Consider the following 24,962-nt stretch of genomic DNA (forward strand, 5'->3'; position numbering starts at 1 on the left):
GCCCCTATGTACAAAGAGTATACCATGAACCAATTGGTTTTGCCCCTAGATTTAGAAGTCCGTCTCCAGGAAAACGATATCGCCTTCGCTGTCCACGACCTTGTCGAACAGATCCCCGACGAGGCCTTCGAGCCGTTCTGGATGGGCTACACTCAATTGGACATAAATGAAGAGGTCGATTAGACTGAAACAAATTATGAACACGAGGAGAACATTAGACATGACAAAGAGAGCGCACCGCGTTTACACAGATGAATTTAAAGAACAGGTCGTCCAGCTCTATCTCAACGGGAAGCCGAGGATCGATATCGTTCGCGAGTACGATTTGACACCATCGGCACTGGGACGTTGGATCAACCAGAGCCGTACGACCGGTTCGTTCAAGGCAGAGGACAACCTGAGCGACGAGGCCCGTGAACTCCGTGACCTGCGCAAGCAAGTGAGGCAGCTCGAGATGGAGAACGACATTTTAAAGCAAGCCACGCTGATCATAGGACGAAAGTAACTGTCATCAAGAACAATATGCACAGATACTCGGTATCAGCAATGTGTAAAGTCCTGAAACTATCAAGAAGCACCTTCTACTACGAATCCAAGAGGCGACCGGCGGTCGACGATGTGACCGGTGATGTCATCGAGATTTTCCGCCGCAGTCGTGACAATTATGGGACGCGCAAGATCAAGGTCGAGCTACAGCGTATAGGGAAGCGTGTGTCACGCCGACGCGTCGGACGCATCATGAATGAGCAGGGGCTCGTGTCCTCCTACACCGTCGCACAATTCAAACCGAAACGAAGCAATCCTAACGAGTCCACGGTGAAAAACGAGCTGAATCGTGAGTTCCGTCAGGAAAAGGAACTGTCGGTCATCGTGAGCGATTTGACATACGTCAGGGTCCAAAACAAATGGAACTATGTCTGTGTATTTGTCGACCTATTCAATCGGGAAATCATCGGACATAGCGTCGGCGAACGCAAGGATGCGGACCTGGTGGCCCGGGCGATCGCAACATTTCCAGCTGACCTCCGTCGGGTGGGCATGTTTCACACCGACCGTGGGAGCGAGTTCAACAACAAACTCGTGAGCGACACGTTGCGTAGCTTCGGGATCCGTCGTTCGCTCAGTGACAAGGGGTGTCCTTACGACAACGCAGTGTCAGAGGCGACGTACAAGGTTCTCAAAATCGAGTTCGTCAAGAAGCAGACTTTCCCGAATCTGACGGTTCTCGACCGTGAATTACGTGATTACATACATTGGTTCAATAACATCAGAATCCATGGGACATTAGGTTACCTGACACCGAAAGAATACAAAAAAAGAGACCTCTTAAAAAATGTCTAGTTAAGTGTTGACAATCCAACCATCGTTCCACCGTCGTGTAAGGTAATCCGTATTCACGCGCTACATCTGAGATCGTCCTACCGTGGCAACGTTCTGCGATGCCTTTCCGGAACACCTCGGTGGAGGTGCGGACGAGCCCGAGACCGTAGTCATACACGAACGTCAAATCACAAGAGAAGCATCTTTGACGTGGGACATCCAGCTCAATCCAGAGTATACCGACGTTCCATGCGTGACCGTGTCGGAAGCGACGTCGCCTTTTCGAATGCAGGACTGTCTTTCTCTGGCAAAGCGGGCAAGGGATGTCGTGTCGATCCGGGATGACCGGGAAAACGTTCGGTTCTTCGTCTGAAGACATCTGGATCTGAAAAAGGTCTGGAAGTGGAAGAATTGACACTCCCACAGCTAAAGCAGTGGGATTCTGAAGTGCTCGTGCGAGCGCAGTCCATTTCTGTTTTGCTCAAGCCTTCAGATGAGGGTGTGCCATCACCCCTCCTGAGACAGACCCTATAGGTTCTCAGGCTGATTGACTGTTACTATCAACCACAGGTCGTTACAGGTGTGTCCACCTGATGTTTTAGCGTCTTTTGCATGACGACAGGCATCGTTTTACCGGTCACATGGTTTCGTGACCGAACCGGATACGATTCTCAAGGAGCGATGGACACGGGCGTTTTAGAGACTTGTACTTGTCTATGGGATATATATACCCGAATGTCGGATGTTTTTCACATCCGAACTCACGTTCATCCCATGCCTAAAGGCGGGCTATGCCCGGTATGGGCTTTCCTGCTCGTATAATCTGTAATTTGATAAACTGTTGGGACAAAGCGAAAACTCCAATCGTGGTTTGTCTAGGCAACAATTACGATACCGGGGTTTTCGCTTTTTTTCTATGTTCAATTCAAAATCTGATGGATTTTATGTGTCAACCACACCTTATGGTGATGAGCCTAATCATTTCAATCAATATCCAATTTATAACAAGAAGAAGAATTTAATTTGCGCATTTGTCTGCTAGGCATTTTATCGTTTGTGGCATGGATTTATATCCTCAGTCGTCAGTATTTGTATATAGAGACTGTCCTAATCGATCAAGACTATTTCATCATTGCGCTCATCGAACTCGAGACTTTCATGTATTTGCCCTTCCTCACGATGTTCTCCGTGATTCCACTCACTAGCGCAATCATTTCAGAATACACGATTCGCTATTTCAAGAATCGTGACAACCCGCGCCTATTCGGTTTACTCGCTGTCCTTTATACACTTGCGACGATTCATATGATGTGTGTGGTTTGGACGTTTTTTACGACTCCAACTTACTAAAGCTCATCAATCTTCCTTTCAAGTTGCAAGACCCATTCATCCAGATCCGATTCATCATGTAAGTAACCGCTGTCTCCGTCGGGTAAATCGATCCCGTTTAACCAGACAAGTGAATCAGTCGTCATGCCCACAATGAGGTCGTCATCTGACTGCTGAAGCACACGTCCGGCCCAATCGGATACGTCTTCCCGCGTCACTAAGCCCTCCTTCACATACAAAACCCATTTGATCATCTCTTCGAACGTCGGGGTATAACGTTTTCGAGGAAGTTCTTGTTCAGACAACTCTCCGCGCTTTAAACGTTGCGTCAAGAGCGATAGTCGCTCTGTAGTCGGGGCCCAGTTCATAACCGTTTCAATCGGTGTGCGAATCACATCACTCGGTCTCTATTCGTCGTTACAAAAAAATAGCTCCCCGTTGCCTAAATCGATAGTTAGCCAATTCCCATCGCTATCGTAACCAACGCGGATGAACCGCAAATCGGTTTCTTGTAAAGCACGAAGTTGTGCAGCGTCGGCCCTCGTTAACAGCGTTGCTTTTTTTGAAGCACCGACTATCGTGAACATCTGAAGTTCCATTTCCTCCTCACCTAAGGATGAAATGATGACTTGTTGCTCAAACAATGGCTCGCCCACCTTACCGTAACCAATCCTTGACGGAAGTCGACAACATCTCATCCACTTCGAACGTCTCATGACTGACGATGATGACGTAATTCGACTCGATGTTCACACCAATGGGGTCCCTAAAAAGTCCCCATACCCGATGATATAAAGCCCGTCCGGCCATGACTCCTCGTCGTCCTGATACTCCTCCTGTACTTCCTCGAAACGTTCACGCTCGTTAACGAATGCGAAGCGCGGCAATCCTTCCACATCTTCGAGTTTGATTTCGACTTCTTCTATCGGCAATAGTGCTTTCAATTCCTCTTTTGTCATTATTGTTCCACCTTTCTTTTTTTAGTCTAACTCCACCTGTTCATCTTGACACACTCTCCCTTTAGTGTAAAATTACACTTGTAAGTAAATGTAAATATAACCCTCATCAAGAAAGGGGTTCAGAAATGGCTAATTCAAAGAAATGCCTCGTCGTCTTGTCATCGGTCTATATACTCGCGTTCATCGTGAACTAATTCCATCCTTCATGTTTCCTGATGCAGAGATTCACCCAATTCATGCTTTCGCATCCGGCTTACTGCTCGTTTGCATGCTTGGGACGTATTTACTTCGAAACCGTGCCGCAAAACTGTTCATCATGGCTATTTTGTTCGCAAGTGTCACTGTCTTCACATTAAATAGCTTCGAAACATATATGTATGACATCGTGGTGTTGGACGCCTTGTTTGCGATTCAGTATCCGCTCTACATTCTTTTCGTGGCACCGCTGTTTGGACTCAATTACTTCCTGAACGTCAATCCGGAATACGTTGCTTTGCTTGTCTTTTTCATCGCGATTTTGTTGCTTATCGTTCATGAAGTAGCGGTGACACGATTCGATCGAGTCAAACAATGAACGGAAGTCATGTGACGCATCGTTTTCCAGCGGTGATGATTAGCGGCACGAGCCTTTTCATATCCATCGTTTACGTTTTGTTCTCTCCGAATTGGATTGGGCCAGGAGTCGTGTGGATACTTGGAACGGTAATATTATGGACAATCTCTTCAATCGGATTAACGGTTCACCTTGCCAAACATCGAGATTGGCATCTGTTGAAGTCCATTTTCGTTGGTATCGGCATACTCTTGATGTATGGATTCGTCTTCCTTTTCATGTTGTGGTGGTTTGTTGCCTCCAATATGAATCAAACGACATGACATATACTAGGAGGACTCATATGAACTTCTATATCGGCTCACGCTTCGCAAACATCGAACGAGTGAGAGCGCTGCGTGATCGCCTATTCTCGCAAGGTCACGCGCATGCATATGACTGGACGACGAACGACCGTGCCACGACACTTGAAAACTTGCGAGCCATCGGTACGAGTGAGTCTGAGGCCATCATGACGTCGGACTTGTCATCGTCTTACTGTCGGCCGGCAAAACAGCAGCCATTTCCAGCTCGGCATGGCTCTCGGTGCAGGTGTGACGGTGTTCATCCATGATGCCACGAATCGTTTCGACGATATTGAGATGACGAGCACGTTCTATCATCTACCTCATGTCGTCCAATTGACGGGACCGCTCGAGGACATGCCTCGGGCTATCACAGCCCATTTCGATGATACAGTGCGTTAAGTCGTCTTACCGCCCCGATTCAAAAAACGAGCCCATCGTCTCAATACAATGTTCTATAATGAATGTATATGACACCTTTGGTTGGTTATTCACCACAGATAGCGGGTAATTGAGGAGGTGGCTCATCTAGAGCCGATTCGAGACAGATGGGGGGATGAAAATGAAGCAATGGACCAATGAATCAATTTATTTATTCGGGCTCATCGCTTGTATGATTGTCGGCACGATGGCGTACACCGTCCTTTTGTCCGAAAGTAACACCGGCTTTCTCGGCTATTTGATTTTACCTGCCATCGTCTTATCTTCCCTCATCTTCGGGATGCGGGCCGGGCTGACCCTGTCTGTCACGCTTCTCCTCTTTTTATTCATCTATTTCCGATGGTTCTCATCCATCTATGAAGCAGGAAACGTTCAGTTTTTTAACGCCAGAGGTATCAGTTTTACGATTCTGCTGCTCGTCATGTCCATTTTGTCCGGCCTCGTTCATCAACTCGTGAAAAACGTGCAACTGTCACGGATCGAGTTAGAGGAACGGGCTCGACAGCTCGTAGCCGTCGATCCTGAGACATGGCTTGATAACGCCGAACGGTTTCGAATGGACTTGAGTGCGGAACGAGACCGTCTCATTCGCCACGGTGGCTCATTCTCAGTCTCGTTCATTCAAATCCATGAGCTGAGACAGTTCGAGGAACGGTTTGGACGGACCGAGTATGAATGGTTCTTGAACTACTTCAGCGACGAGCTCCATCTGGCCACAAGACGAACGGATCATAAGTACCGCGTCGCCCTAGACACGTTCGCCATCATCTATCCTCACACGTCCCCTGAGGCCGCCCGCGTCGTCCATGACCGGATTCGCCCGTTACTCGAACAGTACGAACTCCAAAGCGGTGAACGCGTGTCGTTGACTCATGAACATACGTTTTATGATGTGAATCGAGAAAATTGTAATACGGTCGTTGATAAAATCGTTGCGAAGGCATCGTCGACTAGTTGAGAAATACCTGATAATAAAACCTTGAATGATCGATACTTAATAAAAGTGCGCATTCAAGGTTTTTTGTGTCATCATATCGATTTCCCCCCACATTTAGCCGTTTCGATTCTCCATCACGACTGCTGTCTGTAACGTCTATCCAAGCCCATCATACGTAAACTCAGAATATCCATTTGGATACAGCATCAAATCCATCACAGAGTTAACCCAATTCAATTTCTTACCTAAATCGCTCTAGATGTTGCTCCATCTAGGTTGCCCGAAGAGCATTTTCATATGTATCGTTCGACCTTTTATCACTTCAGTTTATTATTGTTAATCGTTTCATCTCGTTACATTTCCGACTAAATGGAGAGGTTCCTTCCTTTGAATCGCCTCGATCACGCCTCCGGCAATCTCTTTATGCGTCAACCAGCGGCGCTCCCCCTTCACGACTTGAAAACCGAGTTGCACTTGGTGATAACGGACGTCTTCAGTGATCGTCAGCCCGTTTCTCACACCGCTCGAGTTGGCGCGGCTACCGAGAACATGGAACACGTCCGTTCCCCCTCGTAGTGCTGACAACACACACGTTAAGGCGTCAGCTGCGTCCGAATGAATCCAGGCAACGACCAAGTCGAAATCTCCATGATCCGCAATCGAACTTCGCAGCGCTTCTTTGAGACGCAAGTTGTCCCGATAGTCGACCAATACGGCAGACAGTCGGGCGGGCGCTTGTTCGGTCAACCGGCTCATTTTCTCGGCATCCCGTCCGATGATGGACACGTGATAGTCAACCTCTGCCAACCAAAGGACCGTCCCCGCCAGCATCCCGCTGCCGCCAATCACTAGCGCATGTTTCACGATGTATCTGTCCCTTCTGTACGTATATATGTGTGGAAAGGAATCCTGACTTACGAGAGCGAAATCTACATATAACATCCCCTCAAGGAGGCATGATTCCCATTCCATCGACCATCTTTTCCATCAAACCAATCGAGTCGCCACACGAACTCGATGAATCGTTCCCAGTCATGAACCAACTGCGCACCGACTTGACGCTCGACACGTATCGTGAGCTCGTCGCCGCCATGCGACCACAAGGGTATGAACTGTATGCGTTATACGCCGACGATGCGATTGTATCGCTTGCAGGGATTGAGCTCCGCGTCAATCTATATCTCGAGAAACACGTCTTCATTTACGACCTCGTGACGTGTGTGAACCATCGCTCGAACGGAGACGGCGAGATGTTGCTTCACTTCGTCCACGAATACGCACGCGACAGTGGTGCCAAATATGTCGCCCTCGAGTCAGGACTGACCCGGACCGAGGCGCACCGTTTTTATAAGGACAAGATGGATTATGCCATCACGAGTTATTCGTTTCGTAAACAGCTTTGAATTCTATGTAACGAAAAAGGAAGAGCCGAACGCTCTTCCCGTCTCTATTATATCGCGATTCTCGAACCAAAAACAGACTGTCTTCTCCTAAATTCATCCACTATACTGTGAAGACAACCTGACTGATGGAGAGATGAAGCATGACCGATGACATGAGACCGCTCGACCCCGGGCCGTTTTTCCACGGCACGAAAGCCGAACTGAAACTTGGGGACTTGCTTGAACCGAAGCGACGCTCGAACTATCAAGACAAGCAGTCGAACTACACCTATTTCACGGCCACCCTCGACGCCGCCAAATGGGGAGCCGAACTGGCGAGCGGTGAGGCTCGTGAGCGCATCTATCTCGTCGAACCGACGGGTCACTTCGAGAACGACCCGAACTTGACGGACAAGCGCTTCCCCGGCAACCCGACCCGGTCGTACCGGTCGAGCGCCCCGCTCAAAGTCGTAGCCGAACTCGGGGCGTGGGAACGCCACCCTGACGATGTGATCGCGCATATGCTCGACTCACTTGAGAAACTTCGACAAGCTGGAGAAGATGTGATTGACGACTGACACGAAGTAGAAACACCTTAAATAAATCATACAGGAAGCGCTGATATTCAGGAAAAATCGATTATGACAAACTTGATTCACGGATGGATCGAGTCAAACCACAATCTGAAGATTAATTTATCATGGGTTTCTCATAATATTGAGCGAATTCAATCACTATGACTGGCTGACCATCTTGATGAAAAGAAAGTAAAAATCCCACTCGCGATGGCTGAGAACACAATTTTAAAAAGAGAGTTGTGAGTAAAACCACCAATCACATATCCCTTCAGCTTTTGCAATAAAGCGGCTTCCGGAATCCAATCAATCACATAACCGATTCCTAACATTGAAGGAAGACTCATTAACAAGTACACCGAGACAAAAACGAGCATAAACGACTTCGTGTTCACCATCTTTACCTCCTTAGTTTTACGATAATCAAGTACTAAAAGAAAGCGGATGACATCAGTGTGTGATGCCGTCCGCTTTCTTTTGATTCATCTTTTGAAATGAGCCATCCGCATGCACAAGTGTGAACGGATCGGCCAGTGACGCTGCCGCCGCCTCAGCTTGAGACATCGTCTCTTCCGTGAGGACCGCTTCTTGTCTCCGTAACCGGAACGCCCGCTCTAGCCGACTCGTCAGCAAGTTACTAAGGAAGACGAGCAACGAGAGTCCCAGGGCCGGAACGAGGAACATATGGTTCGTCATCCACGTCGTCGCGGTGAACTGTGTGAAATAAAAACCGAACATCGATGACCATTCAAACAGTGTCGGTCGGACCCCTTCAAACAGAAAGACGGTCCCTCCGAAAAAGACGCCGAACAACGATATATGGATGAGCAACATCAATGTTTGTACGAATTGCTGCATGAAGACGATGACCAATGTTGGAACGAGATGCGGCCATAAGTGTCTCCTTGTCCGATGCCACACGCTGCCGCCTAACGTCTCGGCGACAATCATAAACTCTTGTTGGAGCAACTGCCGGATTTCTGTAATCAGGTACAGCGTGACGGCAGGTAGACCGAGAAACACGAAGACCGTCAATTGAAGCGTCACGCGATCAACTAGCGGTGGCACCATCGTCGAGTCTGCGAACAACAGGGACGAAAACAGCATCATCATGGCAAGAAGGGAAATCGGTAGAATCAAAAACCCATCTAACAGCATTTTGAAAATTCGGTTCAACCGTGCCCCGCGAAAGGCGAGCGGAATCCCGACTACTAATCCAAGCGCCATCCGTCCGAGCGCCACGGTCGCACAAATACCGACCGTCCATTTAAACCCTTCGATCATCATTTGAAACAAATCATTCCCAGCGCGGTCGGTTCCGAGCCACTGATCTTTGGACGGTTCGAGCGGTGGAATGCCAATCAACCGTCCCTCATCGGAGTAACGGTTCGGGAATTGATCGACTTGACCATCTCGAAAAATCGTATTTCCGATGCTTAACAATAGCAAGCCCATCAATATCGTAAAGACGATTAAGAAAACTGGGTCACGTAGCAGCGTACGACGCATCAAATCTCCCCTTTCCATGCTTTCGGGATAAGCCACTCCGCCAGTAAATCCAATATGAAGATTGGGATGTAGACGACCAACAAGATCACGAGTAGGATTGGCATCACAGGATTATAGACGACAAAACGGAAAATCCCTTGTACGTTGAACAAATATTCGATGATCAGGAGACTCGATAGCACCGTGATCAAATTCGAGCGGAAAAAGAGATAGAAGCGATACACCAAATTCGGAAGCAAGTGTTTCCAGAACAACCCTGCCGGCCGGACACCTTTGGCCCGCGCCAGCTCGAGAAACGGTGTCGCCTCCTCCTCGAGGATATGTTTCGTCAACCATTTGAGGAAGAAGAATAGAATGGTTAGCGTCAACGTCAAAATCGGTAGAAAACGTATGTATTCGGCAAATCCGCCAGCGACTTCAATTCGATCAAATCCGGTCGTCTTATGAATCGTGATCGCAAGATATTGTGAAAAAATGAGCCAAAATAAATCTGGAATCATCTCGAGCGTCTGGCTCGTTTGTTGGAGCACCGTGCGCACACGCTTCCCGCTCCGATAAAAGAAATAGGCGTACATAAGGGCGAACACAACTGAGACAACAAGTGATGTCGTAAAGATAATAAGCGTCTCTTTCATGAACGGACCGAGATCTGGCAATAACGGTAACTCGCGTTGCGCTGTGACGTTGAAGTATGTAATCTCATCGAGTTTCGCCAACTGACTGAATTGTTGTTGAATCCCGTACCAATAATTCGATGGCACGAACTCGAGTTGCACGACGAGCGACGGCAAAGCACTGATTGCTATCAATACGAAAATGGTGATGAAAAACTGAGCCGATTTTTGAGCAATCCAGTTCATTACGTTCTCCCCCTTTCAAAATATAAGTAGATTCTCATAACCGTTTCGAGCTTGCTTGTAGATCATAAACTATTGATTCCAAAGAGCCGATTCCAAAATAAAGCATATCCCTCATCCCAAAGTAAAATTTCCCCATTTACACTGTTATGATTTTATCATAATCATTTATGAATAAAACAATATTCCGAAAATTTCAGTAATTTAAATAGTCATTTGCTTCGACAGCTTCCACATTGAAATCGGCATTCTTTACAACTCAACGATATCCATTGCATTCACCCTATTGCTTTATCGAAAAAGTAGATTTCAAATAATAATTGAATTCATAGGATGAATGGCAGAAAAATCATTAAAAAAGTATCCTTCTAATCAGAAGAATACTTTAGTATGTTGAAAAGAGCGGATCGCCGTCTTTCGACTTCAACACATAGTCAACTCCAGTCGAATTCACTTTCGTCAACGTGACGGTACAATCAAACAACGTGCCCGGTCCATATGCGACGTCCTCCGGTATGTCTGGAAAATCGTAAGACTCCCCTTGAAACCAGAGTGTCACGCCGCCTTGTTTCGACTGATTGTCAACGACATAGCAACTCCCAGTTTCCGTCTCATAACGGCCAAGCGCGCGATCATATGTATCTGGTGCGGCAATCATAAAACAAACGATAGCTATGAAGACACTAAATATGGCTCCCAGCAATTTCATCAGTTTGCGCTCATTCCGCCATTGTGATGCATACATAAACGTCGAGAACACACACATGAATCCGACAAACCAAAACATAAATAATTGTGCCAACCTGATCACCTCTTTCACATTATACGAACATTGCCGAATAATGTTCCATCATCCTATCAGATTAAGGAGTCCTATATGGTCCACTTCCTCAAGTTACAATCTATCTCCATTTTGCTCGCGGTGCTGCTATTAGTGAACATTCAACTGCTCGCCAACAGCGGACGGCTCTATTTGATCATGGGTAATATTTATATGATGGTCATCACCGCTAGCGGTCTTGTTTCACTCGTCTTGTTCACGCGAGTCATCATCAAACGTGTCAGGCAACTCGCCACCTCTACTTGGAATCTATCGCTCTACGTCCTATGGATCCCTTATTTGGCGCTGTTCACCTATGTCTGGACACGAGTCATCCCTGCCCCTAGTGAAGCGGCATGGCCAGGTCCGGCCGTCGGACTAGTAATTATCGCGCTCACGTTCACGTTCCCACTCTATGTGTTTATCGTCCATATGATTGCCCGCTCCAAACAACGAACGACGTAACCAAAAAACGTGTGCAGCCAACGACGGTTGCACACGTTTTTCATGAGAGTTCCCGTCTTCGCTTCTGCCACGCCACAAGCAAGATGCTGATAATGACGAGCAGGAACCACGACGACAGCTTGCCAAGGTCGACGAGTGCCCAGCCGCTCAACTGGTTCGGATACGCCCAACCGTTATAGAACGTGACGATATTCTCGGCGAACCAGATAAAGCAAGCAATCAAAAAGAAAGCAACGACGACGGGCATCGTGAAGCGACGGTCGTCGAGCCGATACGTGACGAGGGCCCGACCGAAGACGAGAAAGACGAGCCCAATCAACACCCAGCGCAAATCGAGCCAAATGTGGTGCCAAAAGAAGTTGAAGTAAATCGCAATCCCGAGGCCGAACGCAATGAGCGGCGGTGGCATCTTGAGAAATTCCAAATCGAGTCGACGCCACGACTGGACGACGTAGCTACCGACGCTCGCATACATGAATCCCGCATAGAGCGGGACGCCGAACCATTTCGTCAACGCCTCGTCGGGATAGCTCCACGACCCCATTTGGACTTTGAACAGCTCGAGACCGAGCCCGATGACGTGGAACCAACTGATCACTTTCACTTCTTCCATCGTCTCGAGCCCGGTCTTGACGAGCACGACTTGGACGAACAGACACCAGATGAAGAGAACGTCGTAGCGCGGAATCGGAAAGTCGAACCATTTCGTCAACGCGAGTGCCCCGAAGATGGCGACCGGGAAGATACAACTGAGTGCTTGTTTGTAACCGAAAATGAATAAATACCGGAGACGTCGCACGGAATCACCTACAATTCGATGTATTCATAAAGGAATGACGACTCGCCGTCAAAGAAGCGCGGGTCATATAAACCGAGCCGCTCGTCATCCTCGACGACGACCACGAACGGCGACCACTGTTTGAGCGTGAGTGCCTCTTTGTTTTCAGCGAAGAGCGGATTCAAATCGGCATCGTCCGCACTCGTCAACTCGTATTGGACTTTGGGCTCTTGATAGACCGAGTCACTGTAAATTGACACCGACTCATCGGTCTTCGTGATGACGGTGAACTGGGTCGGGATGAACGAGGCCGACAGCGCCACCTCGTCGTGATTTGCGGCATACGACTGATACAAGTACGCGCCTTGTGCACTTTGAACCAATACGTGCACGACAATCGCGGACCAGGCGTAACGATACACCGTGTGACGGACGTCCACTCGACGTGCGATGAGCCAGGCAACGAAGAAGATGCCCCAATAGACGAAATCAACAATCGGGATGACGCCGAACGTGACCCGGACATCCGATAACGGTTCGAAGTAGCCCGTCCCCCAGGCGTTGAACAAGTCCGCCGTGTTATGGATGAACACGGACAAGAGTGCCCACCAGAAGTAACGGATATCGGTCACCTTGAACAAGACTCGTACGAGTATGTAAATGAGTAGCGCGAACAACGGGACGAGGAAAATCGAATGGGTGATGCCGCGGTGCCACATCTGATACATTCCTTCCGTGTCCCAAAGTCGCGAGATGACGTCACTGTCCGGGATTTGACTCCCGACGAGCGTCGTGACGAACAAGGCCCGTTTTTCGTTTGTTTGTAAGTCTCGCTTGTCGGCCGCCCCGTAGAGCGTCAGACCGAACAGCGTATGGGTGATGGTATCCAAAGGTCTCCTCCTTTTGGACGGAAAAGACATCCCCTCATGACGAGAAGGATGTCCGTCCTAGCTTATTTCTCTTGGTCCATTTTCATGGCGCGTCTTGCAACGACGGCGACAAAAATGACAGCGACAATCGGAATGATTAATGGCATCCAATCTAACATCCGCCTGTCCCCCTTCTACAAGTGTCGCAAGCAGTATATCATATCTTCAATTCAACCGTTTCAGTGAATGCTCGCTTTCGCATATCGGCTTGCCATCGATTCGATCGTCTCACGCATATGGTCACGGAGCGTCACCGGCTCGAGCACCTCGACTTGATTGCCGAGCGACAAGAGCCAAAAGACGAACCCGTCCGATACGGCCGCATCGAAACGAATGTGGAATCGATCGTTCACTTCCGTGATCGACACATCTTCCCCAAGTTTGTCGAAAATGACCGGGAGCACCCGTTCGTCAACGGCCAAGACGACTTCTTCATCGAGCCCGTTATACATATTGAACGACTTTTGGAAGTAGTCATCCGGCAAGTGATGTTTTTGACGCGGTGAGTCGTCTTCGACGATCTCTGAGTTGACGATTCGGTCGACCCGATAGTTGCGAATCTCCCCGATCGATTCGTCGATGCCGATCAAGTAATACTGCTCGTGGTTCCAGTGCAAATCGATCGGATTGACGACGTACCGTTCCCCGTCACGTCGAAGCGGGAACGTCCGCTTCGCAACGTCGAACCCGACGACGTCCGTATATTGGAACGAGATGGCTTTTTGTTCTTGAATCGCCCGTTGAATCCGGTCGATATGGTATGGAATATAGTTCACTTTCTTCTTCGGCGTCTTGATGATGGATTGGAGCGTCTCCGCTTCCGGGATGCTCGTCAAATTGCGGAGCTTGTCGACAATCTGCTCGGTCACGTCCTCAGAGATGAATTTAGCGGCGACGATCGCATCGACCATCATCCGCAGCTCATGGCTCTCGAACAAGCGGGCCGAATGCCAATATTTTTTGGCAAGACCGTTCTTCTCGAGCTCATCCTGCACCTCGAACCCCGAATCGGTCAATGCTTGGATGTCGTCTTTCACGGATTTTTTTGCTAACTTAGAAGTATCACCAATCGTAGATAAGTAGGCAAGCAGGTCCTCTAACGTCTTCGGATGATTGTCGTCCGTATGGCGTTCAAAGAACCGTCTTACTTCGAGTAACCGCTCTCGGTTGTTCACGGTATGTTCCCCTTTCACTTCTGTATATATAATATGTATAAAGAGACATTATCATGTTATTTCCATGAAATAAAGTTATTTTCCATTACATTTCGTTTAAGGAGGCAATCGTCGCTGTGAAACATTACGCCCACGTCAACGGCACGAAAATCGAATACATCGACCGCGGTCACGGTCCTGTCGTCGTTTTGATTCATGGTACCCAATCATCGAGTCTCGAACCGTACCATGTGGACCGGCTCGTCTTGTCTGGTTTCCGGGTCATTGTCCCATCTCGACCCGGTTACGGTGAGACTCCGTACTCATTTTCGGCGACGCCGCAAGCGTTCGCCGAGAACTTGCGCCAACTCATGCATATCATGAACATCGGCGCTTATCATGTGTACGGCATCTCCGCTGGTGGTCCGACTTCGATCGAGCTTGCCTCACGAAACGACCGGGCCCTCAGTCTGACGCTCGCTGCCGCCGTGACAAGTGAGGTCGACTTCCCTTATCGTCGCTGCATCAGTCGAAACATCGCCCAGCCGCTCTTCATCGCCGCCCAGTTCACGATGAAACAGTTCGTCTTCCGCGCGATTCAAAAACAGCCATTCGAGGCGACGGCCCGCATGATTCAGTCGACGAGCCTGCTCGCGTTAGATGCGATTCGCGATGAAGTGACACCGTACGACATCTTCCTATTGAAACGCGTCGCCAGTCAGATGGCGTTCGGACTCGGGGCGCAGTTCGACCTACGTCAACGCGTTCCGGACGAGGCGCTGCTCGGTGTGACGTGTCCGACGTATATCGTCCATTCAAAAAATGATAAAGCTGTGCCGGTGCGACACGCCCATCACGCCAAACGGCTCATCCCGCATGCACAGCTCACGATTTTGAACAGTCCGGGCCATTTGATTTGGATTGGTCGTCAAGCCAGGAAGAGCGAGCAACAAATCGAGCGTTTCATTCGTTTTAATTCGTAAGGCACCTGTTCAGGTGTCTTTTTTAGTCTGCTTCGAGTAGTTCAATCAGTCGATTGGTCACGTCTGCCGGAATGAGGTAAGCCGTGTCTGTATCGTCAGCATCGTAAAGGCTGCTCTCACCGTCCAGTTCATTGAGCCAGAGGTAATAGCGGTCAGTTTCCTCGTCCTCGAAGCGGACTTCGATATCGTATTCCGGCCCGACCACGTTGGCGATCCCCGGAATTCTCTCTGCCTCACGAAGCATATCTTCGAATACTTGAATCGCTTTCGGTTCGTCAAACGTGATGAAGTCATCCGTTTGGAAGCGGTTAAACCCATCCGATTCCGAGACGGTCACCGCTTTAATTCCGTCCGTCCGAAAATCGTTCGAGCCACAACCTGTCAACATGAACACTACCAATACTGGCGCTACGATTCGTTTCATTGAAAGCTTCACCATCCATCCCCTGTTCACTCATGCTCCAGCAGTCGAATCAGCTCGTCCGTCACGTCTGCCGGAACGAGATACACCGTATGCGTATCGTTCACATCCATAATGCTCGTCGGCATGCCTAACTCGCCGAGCCAGACGTAATAGCGGTCCACCGTCTCGTCTTGATACTGGACTTCCACATCATATTCAGGCGTTGCCATATTCACGATGCCAGGTTGTTGTTCCGCATTGCGAATCATGTCCGCGAACACTTTGACGTCTGCGAGCTCGTTATACGTGATGACATCGTGATCGTGGAACCGCCCGAAGTCGACCGACTCGGCAATTCTCACTTCTGTGACATCTTCTGCGATGAGCTCATTCGTGTCACATCCTCCGAGTAAGCCGACGGTCAAAGCGGCAATCCCCGTTATCCACTTCCCCTTACGTTTCATCTGACTTCACCTCCTTAAGTTGTCGACTTTCAATACGTAAAACTAGTTTCAAGGACCATGCTAGGTCAGGCGTCCACCTGTAGCGTCACAATTAAGCGGCCCGTGATGTCGGCCTCCACTTTATAGAGGCGGTGTGACTCGCTGACGTTCGAAAGGACACTCGGTGTCCCGTTACGCCCGAGCCAAAGTTGATAGCGTTCCACAGCATCGGCTTTATAGTGAATCTCGAGATCGAAATCCGGTTCACGCTGAACTGTCGTGTCCATCAACTCGTCCGCGTTGCGAAGCATAACCGCGAACACCTTGATGTCCTGCAGTCGATTGTATTCGACGAGGAACTGGTCGTTGAATCGGGGCCCTTCCACCGATTCAGCGACTTTCACATGATTCATCTCTTCAGCTTCAACTGCCTTGAATCTTTCTCTGCCATACCCATACGGTAGCGTAATTTTTCTCACTTCACTAATGAAATTCAACAGTCTACCCATCATATTCGACCTCCTATCTGTCTGATCATTTTACATACGCAAAACGTGTACAGAACGTTTCATTAATATCACTTTAAGCTTTTGACTTCTGCTTCTCCTTAGGCCGTTCTAAAAAGATTGGTAGCACGTTCAGTCCGATTGAGATGCTTGTCAGAACCCACCACGCTCGCCCCATGCCTGGAATGACGTCTGCCAACGCCGCCCAGTCTTCTGCTTCGACCCAAACCGCCAAATGGCTGTAGTCTGCGCATACCGTCAATGCAGTCAAAGACAATGCGACCGCCATCGTTAGCCTGTAGTCTTTCCCCACGCTGAACGTGTACAAGTTGAATAACGTCGCACCAATTGCCAGTAAACCAAATATAATCCACATCAGAGCATCACTCTCCATTATTTATGCAATTAATTACCTATTTTTACAGTAGCATAAGCAAAACGTGAAATCGTTACATTTCGGAACAACAAAAAAGCCGAGCCGAAGCTCAGCTTAATTATTCGTACGTCCAACCAATCAAGCTCGCAGTCGCCCCTTCATAGCGCAACTGTTTGTCGAGCTCGCTCGGGAACACGCGGAGCGTGGCGACGGCTTCACCGTCATTGACGAAACATTCGACGCTCGACGAATCGACGAAGAGATGGAGGGACGTGACGTCCATCACGTTCGTACGCGTCGTGCCAAATTCGGTCGCGAACGGCTCACCGGCGTTCGTCCGGTCAATCGTCAACTCACGATTCGACGCGTCGTACCGGATGACGAGCGACTCATCTCCGACTTGAAGCAGTTCGAGCGTGAAGTCCGATCCGTCCGTCGTCAGTTCGAGTTCGTAACGGTTCGGTGTCGAAGCACCCACCGCAGTCCCGGAGACGTTGACGAATTCGGCTTGGCGTAACTTTGTCATCGCTTGCACGGGACGTTGCTTGAGCATACCGTCCTCAATCGATAGTTCGCGCGGTAGCGTCAAGGCGTGTGCCCAACCGAACCGGTCCGTCGGATAGTCGATCTCCGGCAAGCCCATCCAACCGACGAGTAAGCGACGTCCTTCATGTTCGGTCGTCTGCGGAGCATAGAAGTCGAACCCGAAATCGAGTTCTTCGAACACACCGTGCTCAAACGTCAACGTCTCGAGGTCTAGCTTTCCGATGACGAACCCCGATTGATAAATGTTGTGATAGCGATGACCGTCTGGCTCGATGCCTTGTGGTGAGAAGACGAGGACGTGCTGACCGTTCAGTTCGAACATGTCCGGACATTCCCACATATAACCGAACGGGTCGAGACCCGTCTTCACTTCTCCGAGGAACGTCCAGTCGTTCAAGTCGCTCGAACGGTACAAGACGACACATCCGGTCTCGTTCTCACGCTGGGCGCCGACGATCGCATAGTAGGACCCGTTCTCAAGCCATACTTTCGGGTCACGGAAATGCTCCGTGTAGCCAGCCGGGACGTCCGGGATGGCGACGTTCCGTCGTTCGATTTTCCCGTCGCGTAACACGCCGATCAGTTGCGAGGCGTGACGCGTCCAGTCGTCCGTCCGGTGGTTACCCGTATACATGACGTGGAGTTCACCGTCAGCGACAAAGCCGCTGCCAGAATAGGCGCCATGCGAGTCTTCGGTCGTCTCTGGGACTAACGCCACCCCGCGATCGGTCCACGTGACGAGGTCCGTCGATGTGACGTGATACCAATGTTTCAGACCGTGTACCGGTCCGAGCGGGAACCACTGATAGAACATGTGATATTCCCCGTTAAAGTACGTAAAACCGTTCGGGTCATTGAGGAGGCCTGTCGGCGGTTGGATATGATAGCCGAACCGCCAAGGCGAGGCCGCCGTTTTCGTGCGGAGTGTCTCCATGTCGAGGGCACTCACGTCACGCAGCGAACGATAACGTTCCGCCTTCGTCCAAGTCATTCAAATCACTCCTTTGTTTTATGCGGCTTGTTTGACCGCGTCTTTTTTCGCCTGGCGCTTCGCGAGGACGAACGTCAAGCTGAAGGCGACAGCGAACGAGATCGCCATGCCGATGATATACGATACGATTGATGCCGGTGCGATCGAGATGATCCCCGGAAGACCAGCCGCACCGAGTGCGACAGCGAGGACTTCACGACCGACGATGAACGCCGAGGCGATTCCTGAACCGATGATGGCGGCGATGAACGGGTAGCGGAGTTTCAAGTTGACCCCGAACATGGCTGGTTCGGTGATCCCTAGAAGTGCCGAGATACCTGACGCAGAAGCGACACCTTTCATTTTCTTCTCACGTGTCAAGAAGAAGACAGCGAGTGTAGCCGCGCCTTGGGCGACGTTTGACATCGCAGCGATCGGGAAGATGAATGACCCGCCCGTCCGTGCGATATCGGCGAGAAGTTGCGTCTCAATGGCGATGAAGCTGTGGTGCATCCCTGTGATGACGATCGGTGCGTACAAGAGACCCATGACGAGACCGCCTAAGAAGCCGAGTGAGTCGTACGTCCAAACGAGACCATCGATAATCAAGTTCCCTGCTTCACGCGTGATTGGTCCGACAAAGGCGAACGTAATGAACGCTGTAAAGAGGAGCGAGAGAAGCGGTGTGAGCAGGATGTCGAGTGAGGCCGGCATAAATTTACGAATGTTGATTTCAAGCTTCGATAAGATATAAGCCGATACGAGTACCGGTAACACTTGACCTTGGTAACCGAGCTTCTCGATTTCAAATCCAAGGATGTTCCAGACCGGGATATCGCCGACTGTCGCTTGCGCGTAGGCGTTGACGAGATCCGGGTGAACCATGATCATCCCGAGCGCGGCACCGAGATACGGGTTGCCCCCGAACCGCTTGGCCGCGGAGAATCCGATTAGGACGGGCAGGAAGACGAAGGCGGCGTTGGCGAACGTATTGATCATTGCGGCGAGGTCGGCGATGCCAGGGTACTGGTCGATGAGCGAACTGCCGTCGAAGAACAAGTCCGGTGCTGTGAGCAAGTTATTGATCCCCATCAAGAGACCACCGGCGACGATGGCCGGGATGATCGGTACGAAAATATCAGATAGCATCTTCACGAACTGTTGGAGCGGGTTGCCTTTCTTCGCGCTCGCCGACTTGACGTCGCTCGTCGACATGTCGCCGAGTCCTGTCAATTGGGTAAACTCGGCGTAGATTTTATTGACCGTTCCTGTCCCGATGATGATTTGATACTGTCCGCCCGTCGAGAACGTCCCTTTGACGACGTCTAACGCGTCAAGTTTCTTCTCATCAACTTTCGACTCATCGTTCAAGACGAGGCGGAGCCGGGTGGCACAGTGGGCCGCTGCGGCGACGTTGTCTTTGCCGCCGAGCGCCTCTAAAATCGCTTCTGCTTCTTGTCTGTAGTTCATTCAGGTTTCCCTCCTAACAGTTGTTGAACACGTTGTGGTGATGGTATGGCTGGAATCGCGCCGTAAGCGGTGCATGTCAAGGCGCCGGTCACGTTCGCATATTCGATATCCTTCTGTAAACGCATATCATCGACGCCGAGCGTGGCGAGACGATACAAGTACGCGCCGACGAATGCGTCACCGGCCCCCGTCGAGTCAACGCTTTCAATTTTCACCGACGGGATGATGTCACGTAACTGACTCGTCGCAATCAATGTGCCGCGTGAACCGAGCGTGATGGCGACACGGCTTGCGCCGAGTTTGAGTAGTGCGTCGACCGCCTCGTCGAGCGTCTCGGCTCCGGTCAACAAGTGCGCTTCTTCTTCGCTCAATTTGACGAAGTCGGCCTCAGCGATGAAGTGGAGCGAGTCTTGTTTGAACGCCTCGAGGTCCGTCACGAGTGCGTCGCGATAGTTCGGGTCGAACGAAACGAACAGCCCATCGCGTTTCGCGAATTGCAGCAACTTGAAGTAGGCGTTCTTCAATTCACCGTCAAGGAGTGCCGTCGCCGAACCGAAATGGACGATATCCCCTGACTTGAACTGAGATAAGTCGATCGCGTCGAACGCATAATCGCCGTCACTGCCGCGTCGGAACGTGAAGTCACGCTCCCCGTCCGCTTGAATCGAGACGAACGCGAACGTCGTGTCGCCTGCTTCGACCAAATTGTCCGTGCCGACACCGTTCGTTTGGAGCGTCTCTTTCAAGAACTGTCCGAACGGGTCCGCCCCGACTTGTCCGAGGAAGCTCGATGCGCCCCCGTGCTTACTGACGACGGCCGCCACGTTCGCCGGCGCACCGCCCGCTTTTTTGACGAAAGTCGTGCCGTTGACGAGGTCGCTCGACGCGTCCTCGCACACCCAGTCAATCAATAGTTCACCAATGCAATGTACGGTATTCATCCGTCCACCTCCATAATCCTTCTGTCATCGTTCATTTATCGAACCGGTTCCAAAGTAAGATAAAAAATGTTGCGGAACCGGTTCCGCAACACAAATGTAATCCATTTAATTAAAAATGTCAACGCTTTCGCGCAGTTTTATCTCGAAATTTGTGAACGTTTTCATTGCGATGACATCACCTGTTAACAACTGGAGAATCATGTCAGCCGCTTTCGCTCCCGTCCTGCGATATGGAAGGTGTACTGTCGTCAGGGACGGATGCAATACCTCGGTGAAATCATAGCCACCAAATCCGCTCACCGAGACGTCATTCGGTACGGTCTTGCCGCTGTTGGCGAGCCCTTTCAATACACCGAGGGCGATATTATCGGTCGCACAGACAACGAGTGACGCCGCTTGCTCATGACCGATTTGTGCCCCAATCGGAATCGCATCCTCAATCTTGAACGTCGTCGTATACGTCTTGACGCTCGCGCCCGATTCGCTAAAGGCACGTAAAAATCCGTCGCGTCTCGCTTGGCCGACGGCGATATCATACTCCTCGACACCTACGTAGATAACGTCCCGATGGCCCCAGTCCATGAACTGCTTACCGAGTGCGTATGCCGCCTCATAGTCAGGATAAACGAGACTATGCACTGTCGCATGTTCCTGACCGATTAACAGTACCGGAATTTGAATCGCCTCGATCGCATGTAAATGACGTGGGGTCACCGTCGTCCCGAGCCAGATAATGCCGGCGACTTTCTGTTTTGCCAAGTTGTACAATTGCTCGATCTCGCGCTCGGTCTGTTGAGCCGTGTTCACGACGAGCATTTGATAGCCGCGTTCGGTCAACCGCTCGTCGATCCCCATCATCGTGCGAGAGGCGGCGTACGAGTCAAGACGCGGCACGATGACGCCAATCATCTTCGTCTGTTTCGATTTCAAACTTTGCGCGAACTGGTTCGGTTCGTAGTTCGTCTCTTGAATGACCCGCTCAATCTTCTCCCTTGTCGCCTGTCCGACCGAGCCTCCGTTTAAATAACGCGAGACCGTACTCTTTGCGACGCCTGCTAGCTTGGCGATGTCGTTGATCGTTACTTGTCTCATCTTCAAAACCCCCATACGAAAAAACTGACGCGTCAAACGCCGTCAGTTTAATGGTTTACTACATATCGTTTCTTAAAGTTCAAATAATAGAGTCCGTTCCGTTTCTCGAACCCGTTCTTCTCGAGCACGCGGCGCATCGCTTCTTGATGCGGGCTCGTCGGCGGGATCCCGGCACGGACGGTATGTCCGTCTTTCAAATCTGACTGTTCGAGCGCGAGACGTAACCCTTCCGTCGCATAGCCTTTGCCTTTGTATGGGTCGAACACCATCAAATCGAGCTGATACACACGTGCGAGCTTGAGCAAAAGTACTTTTCCTACGATCTTTCCATCAACGAGGATATCAAAATAAAAATCTTCCCCGTAGCTATGGTCAACGGCAGAATAGACATGTTCGGTGCCCATCTCTTCAAAGATGCCTTTCAGCTCCTCAGCTGAAATGCCGTATGAGCTCTGCCCATATTTCTGAAAATGTTCATATTCAATCTCATCAATTTGACGAATAGGTTGACGCACGATGTCCATCCCGTGCCCTCCTTAACAGTTATTCCGTATTCTTTCCACACTCATTATATACGAACTGCGACTTGATTCGCAAAAGATAACCGAAACGTCAAGCAGGTTCAATGTGAATATGAACCGAATCGACGGCATGCCGCTCATCGAGTTTTCTTTCAATCTCATCGCAAAGGTCATGCGCCTCGTCAACCGTCAACTCTCCATCAACCGCAATGGTGACGTCGAGCATAACATGGTTCCCGAGATGCCGACCCTTGATTTCACGCACTTCCTTCACCGATTCGAACTCGCCAATCGTCTCCTCGTACGCGTTCACGAGGTCCGGGGGGAACCCGTCCGACAGTTGATGCGTCGCATCTAAGAAGATTTGAATGGCCGTGCGGATAATCATCCCGGCAATCAAGACGGCGAGCACCGTGTCCATCCATGGCAGTTTGAAGTATGCGAACAAAACACCGAGCGTCGCCCCGATTGAGATCATCGCGTCGGCGAGATTGTCTTTCGCGGCGGCCTTCAAGGCAAGCGAGCGCGTCTTTTTAGCCAAGCTCGAGTTGTACGCATACACACCGAACATGACGAGCGCACTGATAAAGGCAACGACCGCTGCGAGCGGGTTCGGCTCAATGTATTCCCCCCGAAGCAAGTTCGCGACACTGTTCAGTAGGACGAACACCCCGACGGCGACCATGATGAGCGAAGCGACGAGTGCGGCGAGCGTCTCCATCTTGGCATGGCCATATTTATGTTCGGCGTCATGAGGCAACGCCGCAATCCGAATCCCGATATAGACGGCGATTGAGGCGATAATATCCGTCGTGTTGTTGAAACCGTCCGCAAGGACGGCCTCTGAGTTATAAATGATTCCGAAGACGACTTTTAATATAGATAGAATTAAATACGTCGTAATCGATAAAATCGCGCCTTTAAGCGCTTTTGGTGGATGATTCGTTGTGCCCATCCGCCCACCTCCCTTTTAGCCTAGTTAGTATATCAGCTGGGGTTTGAGTGGGTATAGAGAAACATTGTTTCCCATTCGCAAAATAAATGGAATATATTCCCGGTAGTTTCGTCTTACGAAAAATATGGTAAAGTAAACAAGAAGAGACCCTTGTGGTTACAACGCAAAAGAGGTGAAACATATGTTTACAGAACGTGATGGGATTAAATTAAGACTGGAACAAATTGACAGATTGTTGTCGGATTTGAATCGTGAGGCGAAGCAATTGATGGCACGTCTACGTGAACTCGATGCGAGTGGTGAAAACCCGCAGGAAGTGTCACTCAAACCTGAAGACCGTGACACGCTCAAATCATCAATTGACGAGACGCTCGAGGCACTTCAAAGCCGCTCGAAACGTCCAATCAATCCGAACGATGAAAAGAAAAAAGAATTGGCGACGCACAAAGCACTCATTGACGAATTGTCTGATCTACTCAGCAAGAAAAAGTGAGACGCGACCCGCGTCTCTTTTTCATGAAGGAGCGTTTTTATGTATATTGTCACGACTTGCCTGCGACCGACCGATTCGGTACGTGAACACGCTACACGCCACGCCACAGAGTACGGTGCGCGTTTCGTCGAGCGGAAGAAACAATCGATCGAGGCGCTGATGAATCGTTATGAGAAAGGCGTCCTCGTTTTTGATAAGCGGCGCGTCGAATATACGTCGCTCGGGACGACCGAACCGTTCTTTTTTCATCCTTCCAGCTCGGTCTTCCGTATTAAACAATTGCTACGCGGCGGACCCGACCCGCTCGTCGACACGGCCAAGCTCAAAAACGGCGACCGTGTCCTCGACTGTACGCTCGGCCTCGGTTCCGACTCAATCGTCATGAGCCATGCCATCGGACCAGACGGTCGCCTCACCGGACTCGAAAGTGAGTTCGTGACGGCGATGCTCGTCAAGGAAGGACTCAGCGTCTGGGTCGAGAAAGAGGATGCCATCAATCAGGCGATGCGCCGAATCGAGGTCATGCATGCAGACGCCCTCGCCTATTTGAAGACATGTCCCGATGACTCGTTTGACGTCGTCTACTTCGATCCGATGTTCGAGAAGACGATTTCAGAATCGGTTCATTTGAACCCGTTACGTTCACTCGCGAACACCGCCCCGCTAACAGACGAACTCATTCGAGAAGCGCGGCGTGTCGCCAAAAAACGAATCGTCCTAAAAGCGCATTTTGAGAGTGAATGGTTCAACGAGTACGGTTTTACGAGGATTATCCGAAAGACGTCAAAACTGCATTACGGATATATCGACATGGAGACAGACATCCTTTAGGGCTTATTGCCCAAATGGGACGAAAGTCTCTTTTTTTCGCTACCCATTTTCTGAATATTGACATTAATCAGACACAAGTC

34 protein-coding genes are annotated in these 24,962 nt (G+C 50.1%); 12 read left to right on the forward strand and 22 right to left on the reverse strand.

Annotated elements, in window-relative coordinates; all coding sequences use genetic code 11:
- Positions 1-24: 24 nt before the first annotated feature.
- Both KB235_RS09535 and KB235_RS09540 read left to right on the forward strand, forming a co-directional pair.
- A complete protein-coding gene (locus tag KB235_RS09535; protein WP_198662332.1) occupies positions 25-183 on the forward strand; it encodes a hypothetical protein in 159 nt (52 codons plus the stop codon).
- A gap of 37 nt (positions 184-220) precedes the next feature.
- A protein-coding gene (locus KB235_RS09540) for an IS3 family transposase (RefSeq protein ID WP_211779513.1) occupies positions 221-1,341 on the forward strand; the annotation gives its coding sequence in 2 pieces (ribosomal slippage) (positions 221-470 and positions 470-1,341; 1,122 coding nt in all).
- Here the strand turns inward: KB235_RS09540 and KB235_RS15845 are convergent.
- From KB235_RS15845 to KB235_RS09560, 4 genes are all read right to left on the reverse strand, one after another.
- Entirely contained in the window at positions 1,268-1,699 is a 432-nt protein-coding gene (locus tag KB235_RS15845; protein ID WP_420842162.1) for a helix-turn-helix domain-containing protein, read from the reverse strand. The two genes, KB235_RS09540 and KB235_RS15845, sit on opposite strands and share 74 nt — an antisense overlap.
- Before the next feature lie 967 nt (positions 1,700-2,666).
- Entirely contained in the window at positions 2,667-3,044 is a 378-nt protein-coding gene (locus KB235_RS09550; RefSeq protein ID WP_211779515.1) for a hypothetical protein, read from the reverse strand.
- A 12-nt stretch (positions 3,045-3,056) separates the two neighbouring features.
- Complete coding sequence (locus KB235_RS09555) at positions 3,057-3,293, reverse strand: hypothetical protein (protein WP_128124231.1); 237 nt, start codon at positions 3,291-3,293, stop codon at positions 3,057-3,059.
- A 105-nt stretch (positions 3,294-3,398) separates the two neighbouring features.
- Entirely contained in the window at positions 3,399-3,608 is a 210-nt protein-coding gene (locus KB235_RS09560) for a hypothetical protein (protein WP_211779516.1), read from the reverse strand.
- Between the two features lie 205 nt (positions 3,609-3,813).
- Between KB235_RS09560 and KB235_RS09565 the strand changes: the two genes are divergently transcribed.
- The 4 genes from KB235_RS09565 to KB235_RS09580 all read left to right on the forward strand — a co-directional run bounded on the left by KB235_RS09565 (position 3,814) and on the right by KB235_RS09580 (position 5,904).
- Positions 3,814-4,182, forward strand: a complete 369-nt coding sequence (locus tag KB235_RS09565; protein WP_211779517.1) for a hypothetical protein — start codon at positions 3,814-3,816, stop codon at positions 4,180-4,182.
- Positions 4,183-4,504: 322 nt separating this feature from the next.
- On the forward strand, positions 4,505-4,774 hold the full coding sequence (locus tag KB235_RS09570) for a hypothetical protein (protein WP_211779518.1): 270 nt from the start codon (positions 4,505-4,507) through the stop codon (positions 4,772-4,774).
- On the forward strand, positions 4,761-4,907 hold the full coding sequence (locus KB235_RS09575; protein WP_158570795.1) for a hypothetical protein: 147 nt from the start codon (positions 4,761-4,763) through the stop codon (positions 4,905-4,907). The genes KB235_RS09570 and KB235_RS09575 overlap by 14 nt, the downstream gene beginning before the upstream one ends.
- A gap of 160 nt (positions 4,908-5,067) precedes the next feature.
- Positions 5,068-5,904 carry a GGDEF domain-containing protein gene (locus KB235_RS09580; protein ID WP_211779519.1) on the forward strand — a complete coding sequence of 279 codons (837 nt, stop codon included), beginning with the start codon at positions 5,068-5,070 and terminating at the stop codon, positions 5,902-5,904.
- A 324-nt stretch (positions 5,905-6,228) separates the two neighbouring features.
- On the opposite strand, the gene KB235_RS09585 is transcribed toward KB235_RS09580, so the two are convergent.
- Positions 6,229-6,747, reverse strand: coding sequence for a Rossmann-fold NAD(P)-binding domain-containing protein (locus tag KB235_RS09585; RefSeq protein ID WP_211779520.1), 519 nt, complete (start codon positions 6,745-6,747; stop codon positions 6,229-6,231).
- A gap of 92 nt (positions 6,748-6,839) precedes the next feature.
- On the opposite strand from KB235_RS09585, the gene KB235_RS09590 reads away from it, so the two are divergent.
- Positions 6,840-7,286, forward strand: coding sequence for a GNAT family N-acetyltransferase (locus KB235_RS09590; protein ID WP_246514182.1), 447 nt, complete (start codon positions 6,840-6,842; stop codon positions 7,284-7,286).
- A gap of 140 nt (positions 7,287-7,426) precedes the next feature.
- Positions 7,427-7,843 carry an NAD(+)--rifampin ADP-ribosyltransferase gene (gene arr, locus KB235_RS09595; RefSeq protein ID WP_211779521.1) on the forward strand — a complete coding sequence of 139 codons (417 nt, stop codon included), beginning with the start codon at positions 7,427-7,429 and terminating at the stop codon, positions 7,841-7,843.
- A gap of 149 nt (positions 7,844-7,992) precedes the next feature.
- Here arr and KB235_RS09600 read toward each other — a convergent pair whose 3' ends face one another.
- From KB235_RS09600 to KB235_RS09615, 4 genes are all read right to left on the reverse strand, one after another.
- Positions 7,993-8,235 carry a hypothetical protein gene (locus KB235_RS09600; RefSeq protein ID WP_211779522.1) on the reverse strand — a complete coding sequence of 81 codons (243 nt, stop codon included), beginning with the start codon at positions 8,233-8,235 and terminating at the stop codon, positions 7,993-7,995.
- Between the two features lie 55 nt (positions 8,236-8,290).
- Positions 8,291-9,349 (reverse strand): ABC transporter permease, encoded by a 1,059-nt coding sequence (locus tag KB235_RS09605; RefSeq protein WP_211779523.1) that lies wholly within the window; start codon positions 9,347-9,349, stop codon positions 8,291-8,293.
- Positions 9,349-10,209 (reverse strand): ABC transporter permease subunit, encoded by an 861-nt coding sequence (locus tag KB235_RS09610; protein ID WP_211779524.1) that lies wholly within the window; start codon positions 10,207-10,209, stop codon positions 9,349-9,351. Before KB235_RS09610 ends, KB235_RS09605 begins: the two co-directional genes overlap by 1 nt.
- A gap of 382 nt (positions 10,210-10,591) precedes the next feature.
- Positions 10,592-11,008 carry a hypothetical protein gene (locus tag KB235_RS09615; protein WP_211779525.1) on the reverse strand — a complete coding sequence of 139 codons (417 nt, stop codon included), beginning with the start codon at positions 11,006-11,008 and terminating at the stop codon, positions 10,592-10,594.
- A 75-nt stretch (positions 11,009-11,083) separates the two neighbouring features.
- Between KB235_RS09615 and KB235_RS09620 the strand changes: the two genes are divergently transcribed.
- The gene (locus tag KB235_RS09620) at positions 11,084-11,491 is read left to right on the forward strand and encodes a hypothetical protein (protein WP_211779526.1); all 408 of its coding nucleotides are present in this window, start codon (positions 11,084-11,086) and stop codon (positions 11,489-11,491) included.
- A 40-nt stretch (positions 11,492-11,531) separates the two neighbouring features.
- Here the strand turns inward: KB235_RS09620 and KB235_RS09625 are convergent, their stop codons facing one another.
- The 3 genes from KB235_RS09625 to KB235_RS09635 form a co-directional block, all read right to left on the reverse strand.
- Entirely contained in the window at positions 11,532-12,290 is a 759-nt protein-coding gene (locus KB235_RS09625) for a DUF817 domain-containing protein (RefSeq protein ID WP_211779527.1), read from the reverse strand.
- Positions 12,291-12,298: 8 nt separating this feature from the next.
- Positions 12,299-13,159, reverse strand: coding sequence for a metal-dependent hydrolase (locus KB235_RS09630; RefSeq protein WP_211779528.1), 861 nt, complete (start codon positions 13,157-13,159; stop codon positions 12,299-12,301).
- A gap of 218 nt (positions 13,160-13,377) precedes the next feature.
- On the reverse strand, positions 13,378-14,373 hold the full coding sequence (locus KB235_RS09635; protein WP_024370350.1) for a helix-turn-helix transcriptional regulator: 996 nt from the start codon (positions 14,371-14,373) through the stop codon (positions 13,378-13,380).
- Between the two features lie 116 nt (positions 14,374-14,489).
- On the opposite strand from KB235_RS09635, the gene KB235_RS09640 reads away from it, so the two are divergent.
- Positions 14,490-15,335, forward strand: coding sequence for an alpha/beta fold hydrolase (locus KB235_RS09640; RefSeq protein ID WP_211779529.1), 846 nt, complete (start codon positions 14,490-14,492; stop codon positions 15,333-15,335).
- A 22-nt stretch (positions 15,336-15,357) separates the two neighbouring features.
- Here the strand turns inward: KB235_RS09640 and KB235_RS09645 are convergent, their stop codons facing one another.
- From KB235_RS09645 to KB235_RS09690, 10 genes are all read right to left on the reverse strand, one after another.
- The gene (locus KB235_RS09645) at positions 15,358-15,759 is read right to left on the reverse strand and encodes a YhfM domain-containing protein (RefSeq protein ID WP_211779530.1); all 402 of its coding nucleotides are present in this window, start codon (positions 15,757-15,759) and stop codon (positions 15,358-15,360) included.
- A 26-nt stretch (positions 15,760-15,785) separates the two neighbouring features.
- Complete coding sequence (locus KB235_RS09650; RefSeq protein ID WP_211779531.1) at positions 15,786-16,202, reverse strand: YhfM domain-containing protein; 417 nt, start codon at positions 16,200-16,202, stop codon at positions 15,786-15,788.
- A 65-nt stretch (positions 16,203-16,267) separates the two neighbouring features.
- Positions 16,268-16,594, reverse strand: a complete 327-nt coding sequence (locus KB235_RS09655; RefSeq protein WP_246514183.1) for a YhfM domain-containing protein — start codon at positions 16,592-16,594, stop codon at positions 16,268-16,270.
- A 169-nt stretch (positions 16,595-16,763) separates the two neighbouring features.
- Positions 16,764-17,063, reverse strand: a complete 300-nt coding sequence (locus tag KB235_RS09660) for a hypothetical protein (RefSeq protein WP_211779533.1) — start codon at positions 17,061-17,063, stop codon at positions 16,764-16,766.
- Positions 17,064-17,181: 118 nt separating this feature from the next.
- Entirely contained in the window at positions 17,182-18,600 is a 1,419-nt protein-coding gene (locus tag KB235_RS09665; protein ID WP_211779534.1) for a sucrose-6-phosphate hydrolase, read from the reverse strand.
- An 18-nt stretch (positions 18,601-18,618) separates the two neighbouring features.
- Entirely contained in the window at positions 18,619-20,049 is a 1,431-nt protein-coding gene (locus KB235_RS09670; RefSeq protein WP_211779535.1) for a sucrose-specific PTS transporter subunit IIBC, read from the reverse strand.
- On the reverse strand, positions 20,046-20,990 hold the full coding sequence (locus tag KB235_RS09675) for a carbohydrate kinase family protein (protein WP_211779536.1): 945 nt from the start codon (positions 20,988-20,990) through the stop codon (positions 20,046-20,048). The genes KB235_RS09670 and KB235_RS09675 overlap by 4 nt, the downstream gene beginning before the upstream one ends.
- A 105-nt stretch (positions 20,991-21,095) precedes the next feature.
- Entirely contained in the window at positions 21,096-22,082 is a 987-nt protein-coding gene (locus tag KB235_RS09680; protein WP_211779537.1) for a LacI family DNA-binding transcriptional regulator, read from the reverse strand.
- Between the two features lie 47 nt (positions 22,083-22,129).
- Positions 22,130-22,606 carry a GNAT family N-acetyltransferase gene (locus KB235_RS09685; RefSeq protein ID WP_211779538.1) on the reverse strand — a complete coding sequence of 159 codons (477 nt, stop codon included), beginning with the start codon at positions 22,604-22,606 and terminating at the stop codon, positions 22,130-22,132.
- Between the two features lie 88 nt (positions 22,607-22,694).
- Positions 22,695-23,558: a cation diffusion facilitator family transporter gene (locus tag KB235_RS09690; RefSeq protein WP_211779539.1), complete on the reverse strand. Its 864-nt coding sequence runs from the start codon at positions 23,556-23,558 to the stop codon at positions 22,695-22,697.
- A 181-nt stretch (positions 23,559-23,739) separates the two neighbouring features.
- On the opposite strand from KB235_RS09690, the gene KB235_RS09695 reads away from it, so the two are divergent.
- A complete protein-coding gene (locus tag KB235_RS09695; RefSeq protein WP_034807168.1) occupies positions 23,740-24,051 on the forward strand; it encodes a hypothetical protein in 312 nt (103 codons plus the stop codon).
- A gap of 39 nt (positions 24,052-24,090) precedes the next feature.
- Positions 24,091-24,882, forward strand: coding sequence for a class I SAM-dependent methyltransferase (locus KB235_RS09700; RefSeq protein ID WP_211779540.1), 792 nt, complete (start codon positions 24,091-24,093; stop codon positions 24,880-24,882).
- Positions 24,883-24,962 lie beyond the last annotated feature (80 nt).

The organism is Exiguobacterium alkaliphilum, from assembly GCF_018138125.1.
Lineage (GTDB): Bacteria > Bacillota > Bacilli > Exiguobacteriales > Exiguobacteriaceae > Exiguobacterium > Exiguobacterium alkaliphilum.